The 16,360-nt window shown below is 54.9% G+C and carries 14 protein-coding genes; all 14 read left to right on the forward strand.

Features of this window, described 5'->3' with window-relative positions; genetic code table 11:
• The first annotated feature begins 8 nt into the window (after positions 1 to 8).
• Positions 9 to 755, forward strand: a complete 747-nt coding sequence (gene wcaE / locus HU143_RS08620; RefSeq protein WP_000480132.1) for a colanic acid biosynthesis glycosyltransferase WcaE — start codon at positions 9 to 11, stop codon at positions 753 to 755.
• Between the two features lie 15 nt (positions 756 to 770).
• Positions 771 to 1,325: a colanic acid biosynthesis acetyltransferase WcaF gene (gene wcaF, locus HU143_RS08625; protein ID WP_001153603.1), complete on the forward strand. Its 555-nt coding sequence runs from the start codon at positions 771 to 773 to the stop codon at positions 1,323 to 1,325.
• Between the two features lie 23 nt (positions 1,326 to 1,348).
• Positions 1,349 to 2,470 carry a GDP-mannose 4,6-dehydratase gene (gene gmd / locus HU143_RS08630; RefSeq protein WP_000048160.1) on the forward strand — a complete coding sequence of 374 codons (1,122 nt, stop codon included), beginning with the start codon at positions 1,349 to 1,351 and terminating at the stop codon, positions 2,468 to 2,470.
• 2 nt (positions 2,471 to 2,472) lie between these two features.
• Positions 2,473 to 3,438: a GDP-L-fucose synthase gene (gene fcl, locus HU143_RS08635; protein WP_001041701.1), complete on the forward strand. Its 966-nt coding sequence runs from the start codon at positions 2,473 to 2,475 to the stop codon at positions 3,436 to 3,438.
• A gap of 2 nt (positions 3,439 to 3,440) precedes the next feature.
• Positions 3,441 to 3,914 (forward strand): GDP-mannose mannosyl hydrolase, encoded by a 474-nt coding sequence (locus tag HU143_RS08640; RefSeq protein ID WP_023138394.1) that lies wholly within the window; start codon positions 3,441 to 3,443, stop codon positions 3,912 to 3,914.
• Complete coding sequence (gene wcaI / locus HU143_RS08645; protein WP_023226694.1) at positions 3,911 to 5,134, forward strand: colanic acid biosynthesis fucosyltransferase WcaI; 1,224 nt, start codon at positions 3,911 to 3,913, stop codon at positions 5,132 to 5,134. The genes HU143_RS08640 and wcaI overlap by 4 nt, the downstream gene beginning before the upstream one ends.
• Entirely contained in the window at positions 5,131 to 6,573 is a 1,443-nt protein-coding gene (cpsB, locus tag HU143_RS08650) for a mannose-1-phosphate guanyltransferase (protein WP_000605954.1), read from the forward strand. Before wcaI ends, cpsB begins: the two co-directional genes overlap by 4 nt.
• A gap of 110 nt (positions 6,574 to 6,683) precedes the next feature.
• Positions 6,684 to 8,054, forward strand: a complete 1,371-nt coding sequence (gene cpsG, locus HU143_RS08655; protein WP_023226693.1) for a colanic acid biosynthesis phosphomannomutase CpsG — start codon at positions 6,684 to 6,686, stop codon at positions 8,052 to 8,054.
• A 53-nt stretch (positions 8,055 to 8,107) separates the two neighbouring features.
• Positions 8,108 to 9,502: an undecaprenyl-phosphate glucose phosphotransferase gene (wcaJ, locus tag HU143_RS08660; RefSeq protein WP_000183155.1), complete on the forward strand. Its 1,395-nt coding sequence runs from the start codon at positions 8,108 to 8,110 to the stop codon at positions 9,500 to 9,502.
• Positions 9,503 to 9,634: 132 nt separating this feature from the next.
• The gene (wzxC, locus tag HU143_RS08665) at positions 9,635 to 11,113 is read left to right on the forward strand and encodes a colanic acid undecaprenyl disphosphate flippase WzxC (RefSeq protein ID WP_000058681.1); all 1,479 of its coding nucleotides are present in this window, start codon (positions 9,635 to 9,637) and stop codon (positions 11,111 to 11,113) included.
• Positions 11,114 to 11,134: 21 nt separating this feature from the next.
• Positions 11,135 to 12,415, forward strand: coding sequence for a colanic acid biosynthesis pyruvyl transferase WcaK (gene wcaK, locus HU143_RS08670; RefSeq protein ID WP_023206160.1), 1,281 nt, complete (start codon positions 11,135 to 11,137; stop codon positions 12,413 to 12,415).
• Positions 12,412 to 13,632: a colanic acid biosynthesis glycosyltransferase WcaL gene (wcaL, locus tag HU143_RS08675; RefSeq protein WP_023226692.1), complete on the forward strand. Its 1,221-nt coding sequence runs from the start codon at positions 12,412 to 12,414 to the stop codon at positions 13,630 to 13,632. Before wcaK ends, wcaL begins: the two co-directional genes overlap by 4 nt.
• Positions 13,633 to 13,642: 10 nt before the next feature.
• Positions 13,643 to 15,046: a colanic acid biosynthesis protein WcaM gene (wcaM, locus tag HU143_RS08680; RefSeq protein WP_023226691.1), complete on the forward strand. Its 1,404-nt coding sequence runs from the start codon at positions 13,643 to 13,645 to the stop codon at positions 15,044 to 15,046.
• Positions 15,047 to 15,223: 177 nt separating this feature from the next.
• A complete protein-coding gene (galF, locus tag HU143_RS08685) occupies positions 15,224 to 16,117 on the forward strand; it encodes a GalU regulator GalF (RefSeq protein WP_000981469.1) in 894 nt (297 codons plus the stop codon).
• Positions 16,118 to 16,360: the final 243 nt, after the last annotated feature.

Genomic DNA, 16,360 nt, shown 5'->3' on the forward strand with positions numbered 1-16,360 from the left:
GTGGTGGCATGTTTTTAAGCGTCGTTACCGTCGCCTTTCGCAATTACGAAGGGGTGGTAAAAACCTGGCGCTCGCTGCGCAATCTGGCGCGCGATCCGGGTCTGTCATTTGAATGGATCGTAGTGGATGGCGGTTCGGAGGACGGCACGCGCGAATTTCTGCAAAAACGTCACGGTGAGTTTAACCTGCGTTTTATCAGTGAAAAGGATCGCGGTATTTATGATGCCATGAACAAAGGCATTGCGCTGGCGCAGGGGCGCTATACCCTGTTTCTTAATTCCGGTGATGCGTTCCATGATGATGCCGCGCTGTTTGTCCGCCAACTGGCGCGACAAAAGGGCGAGGCGATGTATATTGGCGACGCGCTGCTGGATTTCGGCGGCGGGCATAAAATACGCCGGAAGGCTAAACCCGGGTATTATATCTACCATAGTTTGCCAGCCAGCCATCAGGCGATATTTTTCCCGACGGCAGCGTTAAAAAAGTATCCTTATGATCTGCAATATCATGTCTCTTCAGATTATGCGCTGGCGGCCCGTCTCTATAAAGCAGGCTATCCTTTTCGGCGAATTAACGGACTGGTATCTGAATTTTCGATGGGCGGCGTGTCAACCTCGAATAATCTGGAATTATGTCAGGATGCAAAAAACGTACAGCGAAAAATATTACGTGTGCCAGGGTTTTGGGCGCAATTATCCTATTTATTACGTCTGAAAACGACGGGTAAAACAAAAGCGCGGTATAACAAAGTTTAATCACCGGGAGTTATTATGCAGGATCTTAGCGGCTTTACGGTGCCGAAAGGGTTCCGCGGCGCTAATGCGCTAAAAGTACAATTATGGTGGGCGGTACAGGCGACATTATTCGCCGGATCGCCGCAAATATTGTATCGCTGGCGAGCCTTTTTGCTGCGTCTGTTTGGCGCCAAAATTGGAAAAAATGTGGTTATTCGACCGTCAGTAAAAATTACCTATCCGTGGAAATTAACCGTCGGCGATTATGCCTGGGTAGGCGACGACGCTGTGTTATATACGTTGGGTGAAATTAATATTGGCGCACATGCGGTTATTTCACAAAAAGGGTATTTGTGCACCGGTAGCCATGATTATACCAGCGCCCATTTCGATATTAATGCCGCGCCGATTGTTATTGGCGAAAAATGTTGGCTGGCGACTGATGTTTTTGTCGCGCCCGGCGTGACGATAGGTCATGGCACCGTCGTCGGCGCACGCAGCAGCGTATTTAAATCATTACCGGCAAATGCGATTTGTCGGGGCAATCCCGCAGTGGTAACGCGCCAGCGCGTTCAGAAAGTTACTCCCTAACGGGACTATTTGAGGAAATGAAAATGTCAAAAGTCGCTCTCATTACTGGCGTAACCGGACAGGATGGGTCTTACCTGGCAGAATTTCTGCTGGAAAAAGGGTATGAGGTGCATGGTATCAAGCGCCGCGCGTCATCGTTTAATACCGAGCGCGTGGACCATATTTATCAGGATCCGCACAGCTGCAACCCGAAATTTCATCTGCATTATGGCGACCTGACCGACGCCTCCAACCTGACCCGCATTTTACAGGAAGTGCAGCCGGATGAGGTCTACAACCTGGGCGCGATGAGCCACGTGGCGGTGTCGTTTGAGTCGCCGGAATATACCGCCGATGTGGATGCGATGGGCACGCTGCGCCTGCTGGAGGCGATTCGCTTCCTCGGTCTTGAAAAGAAAACGCGGTTCTACCAGGCCTCCACCTCTGAATTGTACGGGCTGGTGCAGGAAATTCCGCAGAAAGAGACCACGCCGTTCTACCCGCGTTCCCCCTATGCGGTGGCGAAACTGTACGCCTACTGGATCACTGTCAACTACCGTGAATCCTATGGTATTTACGCCTGTAACGGCATTCTGTTTAACCACGAGTCCCCGCGTCGTGGCGAAACCTTCGTCACCCGTAAGATCACCCGCGCCATCGCCAATATCGCCCAGGGACTGGAGTCCTGCCTGTATCTCGGCAACATGGACTCGCTGCGCGACTGGGGCCATGCGAAAGATTACGTACGGATGCAGTGGATGATGTTACAGCAGGAGCAGCCGGAAGATTTCGTGATTGCCACCGGCGTGCAGTATTCCGTACGCCAGTTTGTGGAGCTGGCGGCGGCGCAACTGGGGATAAAACTGCGCTTTGAAGGCGAAGGCATTAATGAGAAAGGGATCGTGGTATCCGTTACCGGACACGATGCGCCGGGCGTGAAACCGGGCGATGTGATTGTGGCCGTTGATCCGCGTTATTTCCGTCCGGCGGAAGTGGAAACCCTGCTGGGCGACCCGTCCAAAGCGCATGAGAAACTGGGCTGGAAACCGGAAATCACCCTGTCGGAGATGGTCTCCGAGATGGTGGCGAACGATCTGGAAGCCGCGAAAAAACACTCACTGCTGAAATCTCACGGTTACGAGGTGGCCATCGCGCTGGAGTCCTGAGAATGAATAAGCAACGAATTTTTGTGGCGGGCCATCGCGGGATGGTGGGCTCCGCCATTGTACGGCAGCTTGCGCAGCGCGGCGACGTGGAACTGGTGCTGCGCACCCGCGATGAGCTGGATCTGCTCGACGGGCGCGCGGTACAGGCGTTCTTTGCCGGAGCGGGTATCGACCAGGTTTATCTGGCGGCGGCGAAAGTGGGCGGCATTGTCGCCAACAACACGTATCCGGCGGATTTTATTTATGAAAACATGATGATAGAGAGCAACATTATTCACGCCGCGCACCTGCACAACGTGAACAAACTGCTGTTTCTCGGTTCGTCCTGTATCTATCCGAAACTGGCAAGGCAGCCGATGGCGGAAAGCGAGCTGCTGCAGGGGACGCTGGAGCCGACCAACGAGCCGTATGCCATCGCCAAGATCGCCGGGATTAAACTGTGCGAGTCCTACAACCGTCAGTACGGTCGCGACTACCGTTCGGTGATGCCAACCAACCTGTACGGCCCGCATGACAATTTCCATCCGGACAATTCACATGTGATCCCGGCGCTGCTGCGCCGTTTTCATGAGGCCGCGCAGAGCCACGCGCCGGAGGTGGTGGTGTGGGGCAGCGGTACGCCGATGCGCGAATTTCTGCACGTTGACGATATGGCGGCGGCCAGCATTCACGTGATGGAGCTGGCGCGCGAAGTGTGGCAGGAGAACACCGCCCCGATGCTGTCGCACATTAACGTCGGCACTGGCGTGGACTGCACCATCCGCGAGCTGGCGCAGACCATCGCAAAGGTGGTGGGTTACCAGGGCCGGGTGGTGTTCGACGCCGCGAAGCCGGACGGCACGCCGCGTAAATTGCTCGACGTCACGCGCCTGCATCAGCTTGGCTGGTATCACGAAATTTCACTGGAGGCAGGGCTTGCCGGTACTTACCAGTGGTTCCTTGAGAATCAGCAACGGTTCCGGGGGTGACAATGTTTTTACGTCAGGAAGATTTCGCCGCCGTGGTGCGGACCACGCCCCTCATCTCCCTCGATTTCATTGTGGAAAACGGCCAGGGGGAAATTTTACTGGGCCAGCGTCTCAACCGTCCGGCGCAGGGCTACTGGTTTGTGCCGGGGGGGCGGGTGTGCAAAGACGAAACGCTGGAGACCGCCTTTGCACGCCTGACGCAGGCGGAACTGGGCGTGCGTCTGCCGCTGGCGGCAGGGACGTTTTATGGCGTCTGGCAGCACTTCTATGACGACAACTTTTCCGGTGAGGATTTTTCAACTCACTACATCGTGCTCGGCTTTCGTCTGCGCGTGGCGGAGAGCGATTTACGCCTGCCTGACACCCAGCATGGCAGTTACCGCTGGCTGACGCCGGAACAGCTTCTGGCAAGCGATAATGTTCATGAGAACAGTCGGGCCTACTTCTCTCCTGACGCGCCGGCGGTGGGCCTATGAAGATCCTGGTCTATGGCATTAACTATTCACCGGAACTGACCGGTATCGGCAAATATACCGGCGAAATGGTGGCGTGGATGGCGCGGGAAGGCCATGAGGTGCGGGTCATTACTGCGCCGCCGTACTACCCGCAGTGGAAGGTCGGTGAGCGCTATTCCGCCTGGCGCTATCGCCGGGAAGAGGGCGAGGCTACCGTCTGGCGCTGCCCGCTGTATGTGCCGAAACAGCCCTCCACCCTAAAACGACTGCTTCATCTGGGGAGCTTTGCATTGAGCAGTTTTTTCCCACTGATGGCGCAGCGTCGCTGGAAGCCGGATCGGATTATCGGCGTTGTACCGACGCTCTTTTGTACGCCGGGAATGCGCCTGCTGGCGATACTCTCCGGCGCGCGTACCGTACTGCATATTCAGGATTACGAAGTGGATGCCATGCTCGGCTTAGGAATGGCGGGAAAAGGCAAGCGCGGCAGCGTAGCGCGGTTAGCGACGGCCTTTGAACGCAGCGCGCTGCGTAACGTTGATAATGTTTCGACCATATCTCGCTCCATGATGAATAAAGCGCGGGAAAAGGGCGTCGCGGCGGAAAAAATCCTCTTTTTTCCGAACTGGTCGGAAGTGGCGCGCTTTCAGGACGTTAATGACGCTGACGTGACGGCTTTGCGTCAGCAGCTTGGCTTGCCAGAGGGTAAAAAAATCGTGCTCTATTCCGGCAATATCGGCGAAAAGCAAGGGCTGGAAAAGGTGATTGACGCCGCGGAACGATTACGCGATCGACCGTTGATTTTTGCGATTGTCGGCCAGGGGGGCGGCAAGGCGCGGCTGGAGAACATGGCCCGCGAACGCGGCCTGCCAAATATTAAATTCCTCCCGCTGCAGCCTTACGACGCCTTACCCGCGCTGCTGAAAATGGGCGATTGTCATCTGGTGGTGCAAAAGCGCGGCGCGGCGGATGCGGTACTGCCCTCCAAGCTGACTAACATTCTGGCGGTCGGCGGCAATGCGGTGATTACCGCTGAGCCGCACACCGAATTAGGACAACTTTGCGCGCGCTATCCGGGCATCGCCGTTTGCGTGGAACCGGAGTCGACCGACGCGCTGGTCGACGGGATTAGCCAGGCGCTCGCCATGCCGAAAAACAACACGACGGCACGTGAATACGCCGAACGCACGCTCAATAAAGAGAACGTGCTACGCCAATTTATTGCAGATATTCGGGGATGATAATGCGTCAGACAAAACTTTACCCGGTTGTGATGGCCGGTGGCTCCGGTAGCCGATTGTGGCCGCTTTCTCGCGTGCTTTATCCAAAACAGTTTCTGTGCCTGAAAGGCGATCTCACCATGCTGCAAACCACCATTTGCCGTCTGAACGGCGTGGAGTGCGAAAGCCCGGTGGTTATCTGCAACGAACAGCACCGTTTTATCGTTGCCGAACAGCTCCGCCAACTCAATAAGCTGACGGAGAACATTATTCTTGAGCCCGCCGGGCGCAATACCGCGCCGGCGATTGCGTTGGCGGCGCTGGCGGCGACGCGCCAGCATACGGACTGCGATCCGCTGATGCTGGTACTGGCGGCGGATCATGCGATCGCCAATGAAGAGGCCTTCCGCGACGCGGTGCGCAGCGCCATACCCTGTGCCGACGCGGGCAAACTGGTGACCTTCGGTATCGTGCCGGATCTGCCGGAAACCGGCTATGGCTATATCCGGCGTGGTGATGTCGTGCCGGGCGCGACGGATGCGGTGGCTTTTGAGGTGGCGCAGTTCGTTGAGAAGCCGGGGCTGGAAACCGCCCAGGCCTACGTCGCCAGCGGCGATTACTACTGGAACAGCGGCATGTTTCTGTTCCGCGCCGGACGCTATCTGGAAGAGCTGAAAAAGTTCCGCCCCGATATTCTGGCCGCCTGTGAGCAGGCGATGCGCGGCGTCGATCCGGATCTTGACTTCATTCGCGTGGATGAAGAGGCCTTCCTCGCCTGTCCGGAAGAGTCCATTGACTACGCGGTGATGGAGCGGACGGCGGACGCGGTGGTGATGCCAATGGACGCGGGCTGGAGCGATGTCGGCTCGTGGTCCTCGCTGTGGGAAATCAGCGCCCACACCCCGGAGGGAAACGTCCACCACGGCGACGTCATCAGTCATAAAACGGAAAACAGCTACGTTTACGCCGAATCCGGCCTGGTGACCACCGTCGGCGTGAAGGATCTGGTGGTGGTGCAGACCAAAGACGCCGTGCTGATTGCCGATCGCCACGCGGTGCAGGACGTGAAAAAGGTGGTGGAGAAGATCAAGGCCGACGGACGCCATGAGCACCACATGCACCGCGAGGTTTACCGTCCGTGGGGCAAATACGACTCCATCGACGCGGGCGAGCGCTATCAGGTGAAGCGTATTACCGTCAAGCCGGGGGAAGGACTGTCGGTGCAGATGCACCATCACCGCGCCGAGCACTGGGTGGTGGTGGCGGGGACCGCCAGAGTCACCATCAACGGCGAGGTTAAGCTGCTCGGTGAAAACGAGTCCATCTATATTCCGCTGGGGGCGACCCACTGCCTGGAAAATCCGGGAAAAATACCGCTCGATTTAATTGAAGTGCGTTCCGGCTCGTATCTCGAAGAGGACGACGTGGTGCGGTTCGAGGATCGTTACGGGCGGGTCTGACGCCTGCAACGGTGCCCGGTAAGCGCAACGCGCCATCCGGCAATGAATAACAATAACGATGTTGGCCATTTACGGTCAGGGCTAACTGTTGCCTGAAGAAGGGTAAGAACATGACAAAATTAACCTGTTTCAAGGCCTACGACATTCGCGGCAGGCTGGGCGAAGAGCTCAATGAAGATATCGCGTGGCGGATTGGCCGCGCCTACGGCGAATATTTAAAACCGAAAACCATCGTGCTGGGCGGCGACGTGCGTCTGACCAGCGAGGCGCTGAAGCTGGCGCTGGCGAAAGGGTTACAGGACGCGGGCGTTGACGTGCTGGATATCGGTATGTCCGGCACCGAAGAGATTTACTTCGCCACCTTCCACCTTGGCGTGGACGGCGGTATTGAGGTGACCGCCAGCCATAACCCGATGGACTACAACGGTATGAAGCTGGTACGCGAGGGCGCCCGCCCGATAAGCGGCGACACCGGTCTGCGCGACGTTCAGCGTCTGGCGGAAGCGGGCGATTTCCCGCCGGTGAACGAGGCCGCGCGCGGCAGCTACAGACAAATCAGCCTGCGCGACGCCTACATCGACCACCTGCTGGGGTATATCAGCGTCAGCAATCTCACCCCGCTGAAGCTGGTAGTGAATTCCGGCAACGGCGCGGCGGGGCCGGTCATTGACGCCATCGAAGCGCGCCTGAAGGCGCTGGGCGCGTCGGTGGAGTTCATCAAAATCCACAACACCCCGGACGGCACCTTCCCGAACGGCATTCCCAACCCGTTGCTGCCGGAGTGTCGCGACGACACCCGCAAGGCCGTTATTGAACACGGGGCGGACATGGGCATCGCCTTTGACGGCGACTTCGACCGCTGCTTCCTGTTCGATGAGAAAGGGCAGTTTATCGAGGGGTACTACATCGTCGGGCTGCTGGCGGAAGCGTTTCTGGAAAAACACCCGGGGGCGAAGATTATCCACGACCCGCGCCTGACCTGGAACACGGAGGCAGTGGTGACGGCGGCGGGCGGGACGCCAGTGATGTCAAAAACCGGGCACGCCTTTATCAAGGAGCGGATGCGTACGGAGGATGCCATTTATGGCGGGGAAATGAGCGCGCATCACTATTTCCGTGATTTTGCCTACTGCGACAGCGGGATGATCCCGTGGCTGCTGGTGGCGGAGCTGGTATGCCTGAAGGGGCAGTCGCTGGGTGAACTGGTTCGCGACCGGATGGCGGCGTTCCCGGCGAGCGGGGAAATCAACAGCAGACTGGCGGAGCCGGCGGCGGCCATCGCGCGGGTGGAAGCGCACTTCGCGGAAGAGGCGCAGGCAGTGGACCGCACGGACGGCCTCAGCATGTCGTTCGCCGACTGGCGTTTCAACCTGCGCTCGTCGAACACCGAACCGGTGGTGCGCCTGAATGTGGAATCACGCGGCGATATACCGCTGATGGAAGCGCGAACACGCACTCTGCTGGCGCTGCTGAATCAGTAACGTCAGATCTCCCCTTACCGCCTGCGGGTAAGGGGCCAAACACAGGAACAACGATGACAAATCTAAAAAAGCGCGAACGAGCCAAAACCAATGCATCGTTAATCTCTATGGTGCAACGCTTTTCAGATATCACCATCATGTTTGGCGGGCTGTGGTTCATCTGTGAAGTCAGTGGACTGCCATTCCTGTACATGCACCTGTTGGTGGCGCTGATTACGCTGGTTGTGTTTCAAATGCTGGGCGGGATAACCGATTTTTATCGCTCCTGGCGCGGCGTCAAAATGTCGACAGAGTTAACGCTGTTACTGCAAAACTGGACGCTGAGCCTGATCTTCAGCGCCGGTCTGGTGGCGTTTAATGATGACTTTGACAACCGCCTCGCCACCTGGCTGGCCTGGTATGCGTTGTCCAGCCTGGGCTTAGTGTTATGCCGTTCATTTATTCGTTTCGGCGCGGGCTGGCTACGCAATCGTGGTTATAACACTCGCCGGGTCGCCGTCGCCGGAGATTTACCTGCGGGCCAGGCGTTGCTGGATAGCTTCCGTAATGAGCCGTGGCTGGGTTTTGAGGTGGTGGGCGTCTATCACGATCCTAAACCGGGCGGCGTCTCTGCTGACTGGGCCGGGAACTTCGAGCAGTTAATTGACGATGCGAAAGCCTCGCGAATTCACAATGTTTATATCGCCATGTCAATGAGCGACGGCGCCATGGTGAAAAAACTGGTGCGCGAGCTGGCCGACACCACCTGCTCGGTGATCCTTATTCCCGATGTGTTCACCTTTAATATTCTCCACTCGCGCGTGGAGGAGATGAGCGGCGTTCCGGTCGTTCCGCTGTATGACACGCCGCTATCAGGGATTAACCGTCTGCTTAAACGGGCAGAAGATATCGTGCTGGCGTCGCTGATTCTGCTGCTCATCTCACCGGTACTGTGCTGCATTGCGCTGGCGGTCAAATTGAGCTCGCCCGGGCCGGTGATTTTCCGTCAGACGCGCTACGGGATGGACGGCAAGCCGATCAAGGTCTGGAAGTTCCGCTCAATGAAGGTGATGGAGAACGATAAGGTCGTTACCCAGGCGACGCAAAACGATCCGCGCGTCACCCGGGTAGGTAACTTTTTGCGTCGTACCTCGCTGGATGAATTGCCGCAGTTTATCAACGTATTAACTGGCGGGATGTCCATCGTCGGTCCTCGTCCTCACGCGGTGGCGCACAACGAACAGTATCGTCAGTTGATTGAAGGTTACATGCTACGCCACAAGATGAAGCCGGGCATCACCGGCTGGGCGCAAATTAATGGCTGGCGCGGTGAGACCGATACGCTGGAGAAAATGGAAAAACGCGTGGAATTCGACCTGGAATACATCCGCGAATGGAGTATTTGGTTCGATATCAAAATCGTTTTTCTGACGATTTTTAAAGGGTTTGTTAATAAAGCGGCGTATTAAGAACCTGACCCACAAGGCTATTTTACTTGCCATATTGCACCAGGGCAGCGTGTACGCTCCGGTTTTCCCGCGCTGTCCGTGTTCAATCTGGCGGCACCAATGACGCCTTGTGAACAGGTTCTGGAGAAAAGAATGAGTTTACGACAAAAAACGATTAGCGGCGCTAAATGGTCGGCTATCGCCACGATAGTGATTATCGGTCTGGGGTTAATTCAGATGACGGTGCTGGCGCGGATCATCGACAACCACCAGTTTGGCCTGTTGACCGTCTCGCTGGTGATTATCGCGCTGGCCGACACGATCTCGGACTTTGGCATCGCGAACTCGATTATCCAGCGTAAAACGATTGGGCATCTGGAGCTGACCACGCTTTACTGGCTAAACGTTGGGCTTGGGATTGTGGTATTTGCGGTGGTCTTTTGGCTGAGCGATGCGATTGCCCATGTTTTGCATAATCCGGATCTTGCGCCGTTAATCAAAACGTTGTCGCTGGCGTTTATCGTGATCCCTCACGGGCAGCAGTTCCGCGCGCTGATGCAAAAAGAGCTGGAGTTCAATAAGATCGGCATGATCGAAACGACCTCCGTGCTGGCGGGGTTCACCTTTACGGTGATTAGCGCCCATTACTGGCCGCTGGCGTTAACCGCGATTCTCGGCTATCTGGTGAACAGCGCGGTGCGGACGCTGCTGTTTGGTTACTTTGGCCGCAAGATTTACCGTCCGGGGCTGCATTTTTCGCTGGCATCGGTGTCCACGAACCTGCGTTTTGGCGCGTGGCTGACGGCGGACAGTATCGTCAATTACATCAACACGAATTTATCGACGCTGGTACTGGCGAGAATTCTCGGCGCAAGCGTCGCCGGGGGATATAACCTCGCGTACAACGTGGCGGTTGTGCCGCCGGCGAAACTTAACCCCATCATTACTCGCGTGCTATTTCCGGCATTCGCCAAAATCCAGGACGATACCGAGAAGCTGCGCGTCAACTTCTATAAGTTGCTTTCCGTGGTGGGAATTATCAATTTTCCCGCGCTGTTGGGCCTGATGGTAGTGGCGAACAATTTTGTGCCGTTAGTGTTTGGCGAGAAGTGGAACAGCATTATCCCGATCCTGCAATTGCTGTGCGTGGTGGGGCTGCTGCGCTCGGTCGGCAACCCGATTGGTTCGCTGCTGATGGCGAAAGCGCGCGTGGATATCAGCTTTAAGTTCAACGTCTTTAAAACGTTTCTGTTTATCCCGGCAATTCTCATTGGCGGCCATCTGGCGGGGGCGATTGGCGTGACGCTGGGGTTCCTGGTGGTACAAATCATCAACACCATTCTGAGCTATTTCGTGATGATTAAGCCGGTACTCGGCTCCAGCTATCGTCAGTATATTCTCAGCCTGTGGCTACCGTTTTATCTCTCATTGCCAACATTTATTACCAGCTACGGCGCAGGAAAGCTGGTCGACGGTTATTTACCGTTGTCGGGGGTATTCGCACTACAGGTTATGGTCGGTATTTTGAGTTTTATTTTAATGATTATTTTTTCACGCAATGCGCTGGTGATGGAAATTAAAAATCAGCTTGTTGGCAGTGCAAAACTGAAAAAGTTATTACGTGTCGGATGACGGGGATATAAGAGGCTATTTATGAAATTATTAATTTTAGGCAACCACACATGCGGCAACCGTGGTGATAGCGCCATTATGCGCGGTTTGCTTGATGCCATCCGTCAACAGGCGCCAGAGGCGGAGATGGATGTGATGAGCCGTTTCCCGGTGAGTTCCGCCTGGTTGCAGGGGCGCCCGATTATTGCCGACCCGCTGTATCAGTTAAGCCAGAAACAGCAGGCGGCGGCAGGGCTTAACGGTCGGGTGAAAAAAATATTACGCCGTCGTTTTCAGCATAAAATTTTATTGTCTAAAGTCGCCCAGGAAGGATCGCTGCGTAATTTTGCTATCGCGCCGGAATTTGCCGAATTCGCGCAATTTATTGCGCAGTATGACGCCGTCATTCAGGTGGGTGGTTCAAACTATGTCGACTTATATGGTTTGACTCACTTTGAATATCCGCTGTGCGCGTTTATGGCGAACAAACCAATTTATATGGTGGGACATAGCGTCGGCCCTTTCCAGAATCCTGACTTTAACCAGCTCGCCAATTATGTTTTTGGGCGCACCAGTGCGCTGATCCTGCGTGAAACCGTCAGCCGCGATCTGATGACCGCCGCGCAGATCGATACCCGGAAAGTGGAGCAGGGGGTGGATACCGCCTGGTTAGTCGAACGCCGTCACGACGAGTTTGTCGCCAGTTATGCTGTGCAGCACTGGCTGGACGTCACCGCGCGCCGCAAAACCGTCGCGATTACGTTGCGCGATCTGGAGCCGTTTGATAAACGCCTGGGCACCACTCAGCAGGCCTATGAGCAGGCATTTGCCCAGGTCGTGAATCGCCTGATTGCGGACGGTTATCAGGTACTGGCGCTGTCAACCTGCACCAGTATCGATCGCTATAACCGCGATGACCGGATGGTTGCGTTACGGATGGCGAAGTATGTAAACGACTCAGAGCATTTCCATATCGCGATGGACGAACTCAATGACGTGGAAATCGGAAAGATCCTCGCATCCTGCGTACTGACCATCGGGACGCGCCTGCATTCCGCCATTATCTCCATGAATTTTGGCACGCCCGCTATCGCCATTAATTATGAACATAAATCCGCCGGGATTATGCAGCAGCTAGGCCTGGCGGAATTGGCCATCGATATCCGTCACTTGCTGAACGGTTCATTACAAAGCGTGGTGGCCGATACGCTCAATCAATTGCCTGCGCTAAAGGCAAAAGTGGCTAACGCCGTCACCGAGGAGCGGGCGAAAGGGTTCACGATGATCAAATCCGTTCTCGACAGAATTCGGGAGGAACAATGAAAGTCAGCTTTTTTCTGCTGAAATTTCCACTCTCATCGGAAACCTTTGTGCTGAATCAGATTACTGCGTTTATTGATATGGGCCATGAGGTCGAGATTGTCGCGTTACAAAAAGGCGATACCCAACATACTCACGCCGCCTGGGAGAAGTATGGCCTGGCGGCGAAAACCCGCTGGTTACAGGATGAGCCCCAGGGACGGCTGGCGAAACTGCGCTACCGGGCATGTAAAACGCTGCCGGGGCTGCATCGGGCGGCGACCTGGAAAGCGCTCAATTTTACCCGCTATGGCGATGAATCACGCAATTTGATCCTTTCCGCGATTTGCGCGCAGGTGAGCCAGCCTTTTGTGGCGGATGTGTTCATCGCACACTTTGGTCCGGCGGGCGTGACGGCGGCCAAACTACGCGAACTGGGCGTGCTTCGCGGCAAAATCGCGACTATTTTCCACGGGATTGATATTTCCAGTCGCGAGGTACTCAGTCATTACACGCCGGAGTATCAGCAGCTGTTTCGTCGTGGCGATCTGATGCTGCCTATCAGCGATCTGTGGGCCGGTCGCCTGAAAAGTATGGGCTGCCCGCCGGAAAAGATTGCCGTTTCGCGCATGGGCGTCGACATGACGCGTTTTTCCCATCGTCCGGTGAAAGCGCCAGGGATGCCGCTGGAGATGATTTCCGTCGCGCGCCTGACCGAGAAAAAAGGCCTGCATGTGGCGATTGAAGCCTGTCGGCAACTGAAAGCGCAGGGCGTGGCGTTTCGCTACCGCATTCTGGGGATTGGCCCGTGGGAACGTCGGCTGCGCACGATCATTGAGCAGTATCAGCTAGAGGATGTCGTTGAGATGCCGGGGTTTAAACCGAGCCATGAAGTGAAGGCGATGCTGGATGACGCCGATGTTTTTTTGCTGCCGTCGATTACCGGTACGGATGGCGATATGGAAGGTATTCCGGTAGCGCTGATGGAGGCGATGGCGGTAGGGATTCCCGTGGTATCTACCGTGCATAGCGGTATTCCGGAACTGGTGGAGGCCGGCAAATCCGGCTGGCTGGTGCCGGAAAACGATGCGCAGGCGCTGGCGGCCCGACTCGCTGAGTTCAGCCGGATTGACCACGACACGCTGGAGTCGGTGATCACGCGCGCCCGTGAAAAAGTGGCGCAAGATTTTAATCAGCAGGCGATTAATCGCCAGTTAGCCAGCCTGCTACAAACGATATAAACGAGGTGGTATGCCCGCGACTAAATTCTCCCGACGTACCCTCCTGACGGCAGGTTCTGCGCTTGCTGTTCTTCCTTTTCTGCGCGCCTTGCCGGTACAGGCGCGTGAACCTCGCCAGACCGTCGATATTAAGGATTATCCGGCGGATGACGGTATTGCCTCGTTCAAACAGGCCTTCGCCGACGGACAGACCGTGGTCGTACCGCCAGGATGGGTGTGTGAAAATATCAATGTGGCGATAACGATTCCGGCGGGAAAAACGCTGCGGGTACAGGGCACGGTGCGTGGGAATGGCCGGGGACGGTTTATTTTGCAGGACGGGTGTCAGGTGGTGGGGGAGCAGGGCGGCAGTCTGCACAATGTGACGCTGGATGTTCGCGGGTCGGACTGTGTGATTAAAGGCGTGACGATGAGCGGCTTTGGCCCCGTCGCGCAAATTTTCATCGGCGGTAAGGAACCGCAGGTGATGCGTAATCTCATTATCGATGACATCACCGTTACCCACGCCAACTACGCCATTCTCCGCCAGGGATTTCATAACCAAATGGACGGCGCGCGGATTACGCATAGCCGCTTTAGCGATTTGCAGGGGGACGCCATTGAGTGGAATGTCGCGATTCACGACCGCGACATCCTGATTTCCGATCATGTCATCGAACGCATTGATTGTACCAATGGCAAAATCAACTGGGGGATCGGCATCGGGCTGGCGGGTAGCACCTATGACAACAGTTATCCTGAAGACCAGGCAGTAAAAAACTTTGTGGTGGCCAATATTACCGGATCTGATTGCCGACAGCTTGTGCACGTAGAAAATGGCAAACATTTCGTCATTCGCAATGTCAAAGCCAAAAACATCACGCCCGATTTCAGTAAAAATGCGGGTATTGATAACGCAACGATCGCAATTTATGGCTGTGATAATTTCGTCATTGATAATATTGATATGACGAATAGTGCCGGGATGCTCATCGGCTATGGCGTCGTTAAAGGAAAATACCTGTCAATTCCGCAAAACTTTAAATTAAACGCTATTCGGTTGGATAATCGCCAGGTTGCTTATAAATTACGCGGCATTCAAATTTCCTCCGGCAACACCCCCTCTTTTGTCGCCATCACCAATGTACGGATGACGCGTGCTACGCTGGAACTGCATAATCAACCGCAGCACCTCTTTCTGCGTAATATCAACGTGATGCAAACTTCAGCGATTGGCCCGGCGTTAAAAATGCATTTCGATTTGCGTAAAGATGTCCGTGGTCAATTTATGGCCCGCCAGGACACGCTGCTTTCCCTCGCTAATGTTCATGCCATCAATGAAAACGGGCAGAGTTCCGTGGATATCGACAGGATTAATCACCAAACCGTGAATGTCGAAGCAGTGAATTTTTCGCTGCCGAAGCGGGGAGGGTAAGTACCGTTATTTTTACGAAAATTCCTGGGAAAAAGTTGTTCATACTTAATGTTATGGTGCCGACTAAGACGTAATGTAGAGCGTGCCATCATTATCCCTGGCAGCAGAGTAATTCATGCTGGCGAAAACAAGCTAAAGAGCTATAATTCAGCAACCATTTTACAGGTGGAAGAAACAATGATGAATTTGAAAGCAGTTATACCGGTAGCGGGTTTGGGTATGCATATGTTGCCTGCCACCAAGGCAATCCCAAAAGAGATGCTACCGATCGTCGACAAGCCAATGATTCAGTACATTGTCGATGAGATTGTGGCTGCAGGGATCAAAGAAATCGTACTGGTGACTCACGCGTCCAAAAACGCCGTTGAGAACCACTTCGACACCTCTTATGAACTTGAATCGCTTCTTGAACAGCGCGTTAAGCGTCAGCTTTTGGCGGAAGTGCAATCTATCTGCCCACCGGGCGTGACGATTATGAACGTTCGCCAGGCGCAGCCGTTAGGGCTGGGGCATTCTATTCTGTGCGCGCGTCCGGTCGTGGGCGATAACCCTTTCATTGTGGTACTCCCGGATATTATTATTGATGATGCTACCGCCGATCCGCTGCGCTATAACCTTGCGGCGATGGTGGCGCGTTTCAATGAAACGGGTCGCAGCCAGGTGCTGGCGAAGCGCATGAAAGGTGATTTATCGGAGTATTCCGTTATCCAGACGAAAGAACCTCTGGATAATGAAGGCAAAGTCAGCCGGATTGTGGAGTTTATCGAAAAACCGGATCAGCCGCAGACGCTGGATTCCGATTTGATGGCGGTAGGCCGTTATGTGCTTTCAGCCGACATCTGGGCGGAACTGGAAAGAACCGAACCGGGCGCCTGGGGCCGCATCCAGCTCACCGATGCCATTGCTGAACTGGCGAAAAAACAGTCGGTTGACGCGATGCTAATGACGGGTGACAGCTATGACTGCGGTAAAAAAATGGGCTACATGCAGGCATTTGTGAAGTACGGGCTGCGCAACCTGAAAGAAGGAGCGAAGTTCCGTAAGAGCATAGAGCAGCTTCTGCATGAATAAGTATTAACAACCGTGATAAATGGTTGGTGATAAACATAATAACGGCAGTGAACATTCGAAGCGGCAAGTTGGCTGAAACGAGTGTTGACTGCCGTTTTAGTTTTGTATAAAGGGCTTAAGTAACAAGGGGTTATCTGGAGCATTTTAATGTTGATTTTATAAGATTAATCCTTGTTTCCGGATGCAATTAATAAGACAATTAGCGTTTAAGTTTTAGTGAGCTTTGCCCTGCTGGGCGAGGTT

This window comes from Salmonella sp. SJTUF14076, assembly GCF_015534835.1.
GTDB classification, from domain to species: Bacteria; Pseudomonadota; Gammaproteobacteria; order Enterobacterales; family Enterobacteriaceae; genus Salmonella; species Salmonella enterica.

Bases quoted from the DNA above. Each gene is read 5' to 3' on its own strand.
- wcaE (WP_000480132.1), top strand. From the start codon at position 9: ATGTTTTTAAGCGTCGTTACCGTCGCCTTTCGCAATTACGAAGGGGTG.
- wcaF (WP_001153603.1), top strand. From the start codon at position 771: ATGCAGGATCTTAGCGGCTTTACGGTGCCGAAAGGGTTCCGCGGCGCT.
- gmd (WP_000048160.1), top strand. From the start codon at position 1,349: ATGTCAAAAGTCGCTCTCATTACTGGCGTAACCGGACAGGATGGGTCT.
- fcl (WP_001041701.1), top strand. From the start codon at position 2,473: ATGAATAAGCAACGAATTTTTGTGGCGGGCCATCGCGGGATGGTGGGC.
- HU143_RS08640 (WP_023138394.1), top strand. From the start codon at position 3,441: ATGTTTTTACGTCAGGAAGATTTCGCCGCCGTGGTGCGGACCACGCCC.
- wcaI (WP_023226694.1), top strand. From the start codon at position 3,911: ATGAAGATCCTGGTCTATGGCATTAACTATTCACCGGAACTGACCGGT.
- cpsB (WP_000605954.1), top strand. From the start codon at position 5,131: ATGATAATGCGTCAGACAAAACTTTACCCGGTTGTGATGGCCGGTGGC.
- cpsG (WP_023226693.1), top strand. From the start codon at position 6,684: ATGACAAAATTAACCTGTTTCAAGGCCTACGACATTCGCGGCAGGCTG.
- wcaJ (WP_000183155.1), top strand. From the start codon at position 8,108: ATGACAAATCTAAAAAAGCGCGAACGAGCCAAAACCAATGCATCGTTA.
- wzxC (WP_000058681.1), top strand. From the start codon at position 9,635: ATGAGTTTACGACAAAAAACGATTAGCGGCGCTAAATGGTCGGCTATC.
- wcaK (WP_023206160.1), top strand. From the start codon at position 11,135: ATGAAATTATTAATTTTAGGCAACCACACATGCGGCAACCGTGGTGAT.
- wcaL (WP_023226692.1), top strand. From the start codon at position 12,412: ATGAAAGTCAGCTTTTTTCTGCTGAAATTTCCACTCTCATCGGAAACC.
- wcaM (WP_023226691.1), top strand. From the start codon at position 13,643: ATGCCCGCGACTAAATTCTCCCGACGTACCCTCCTGACGGCAGGTTCT.
- galF (WP_000981469.1), top strand. From the start codon at position 15,224: ATGATGAATTTGAAAGCAGTTATACCGGTAGCGGGTTTGGGTATGCAT.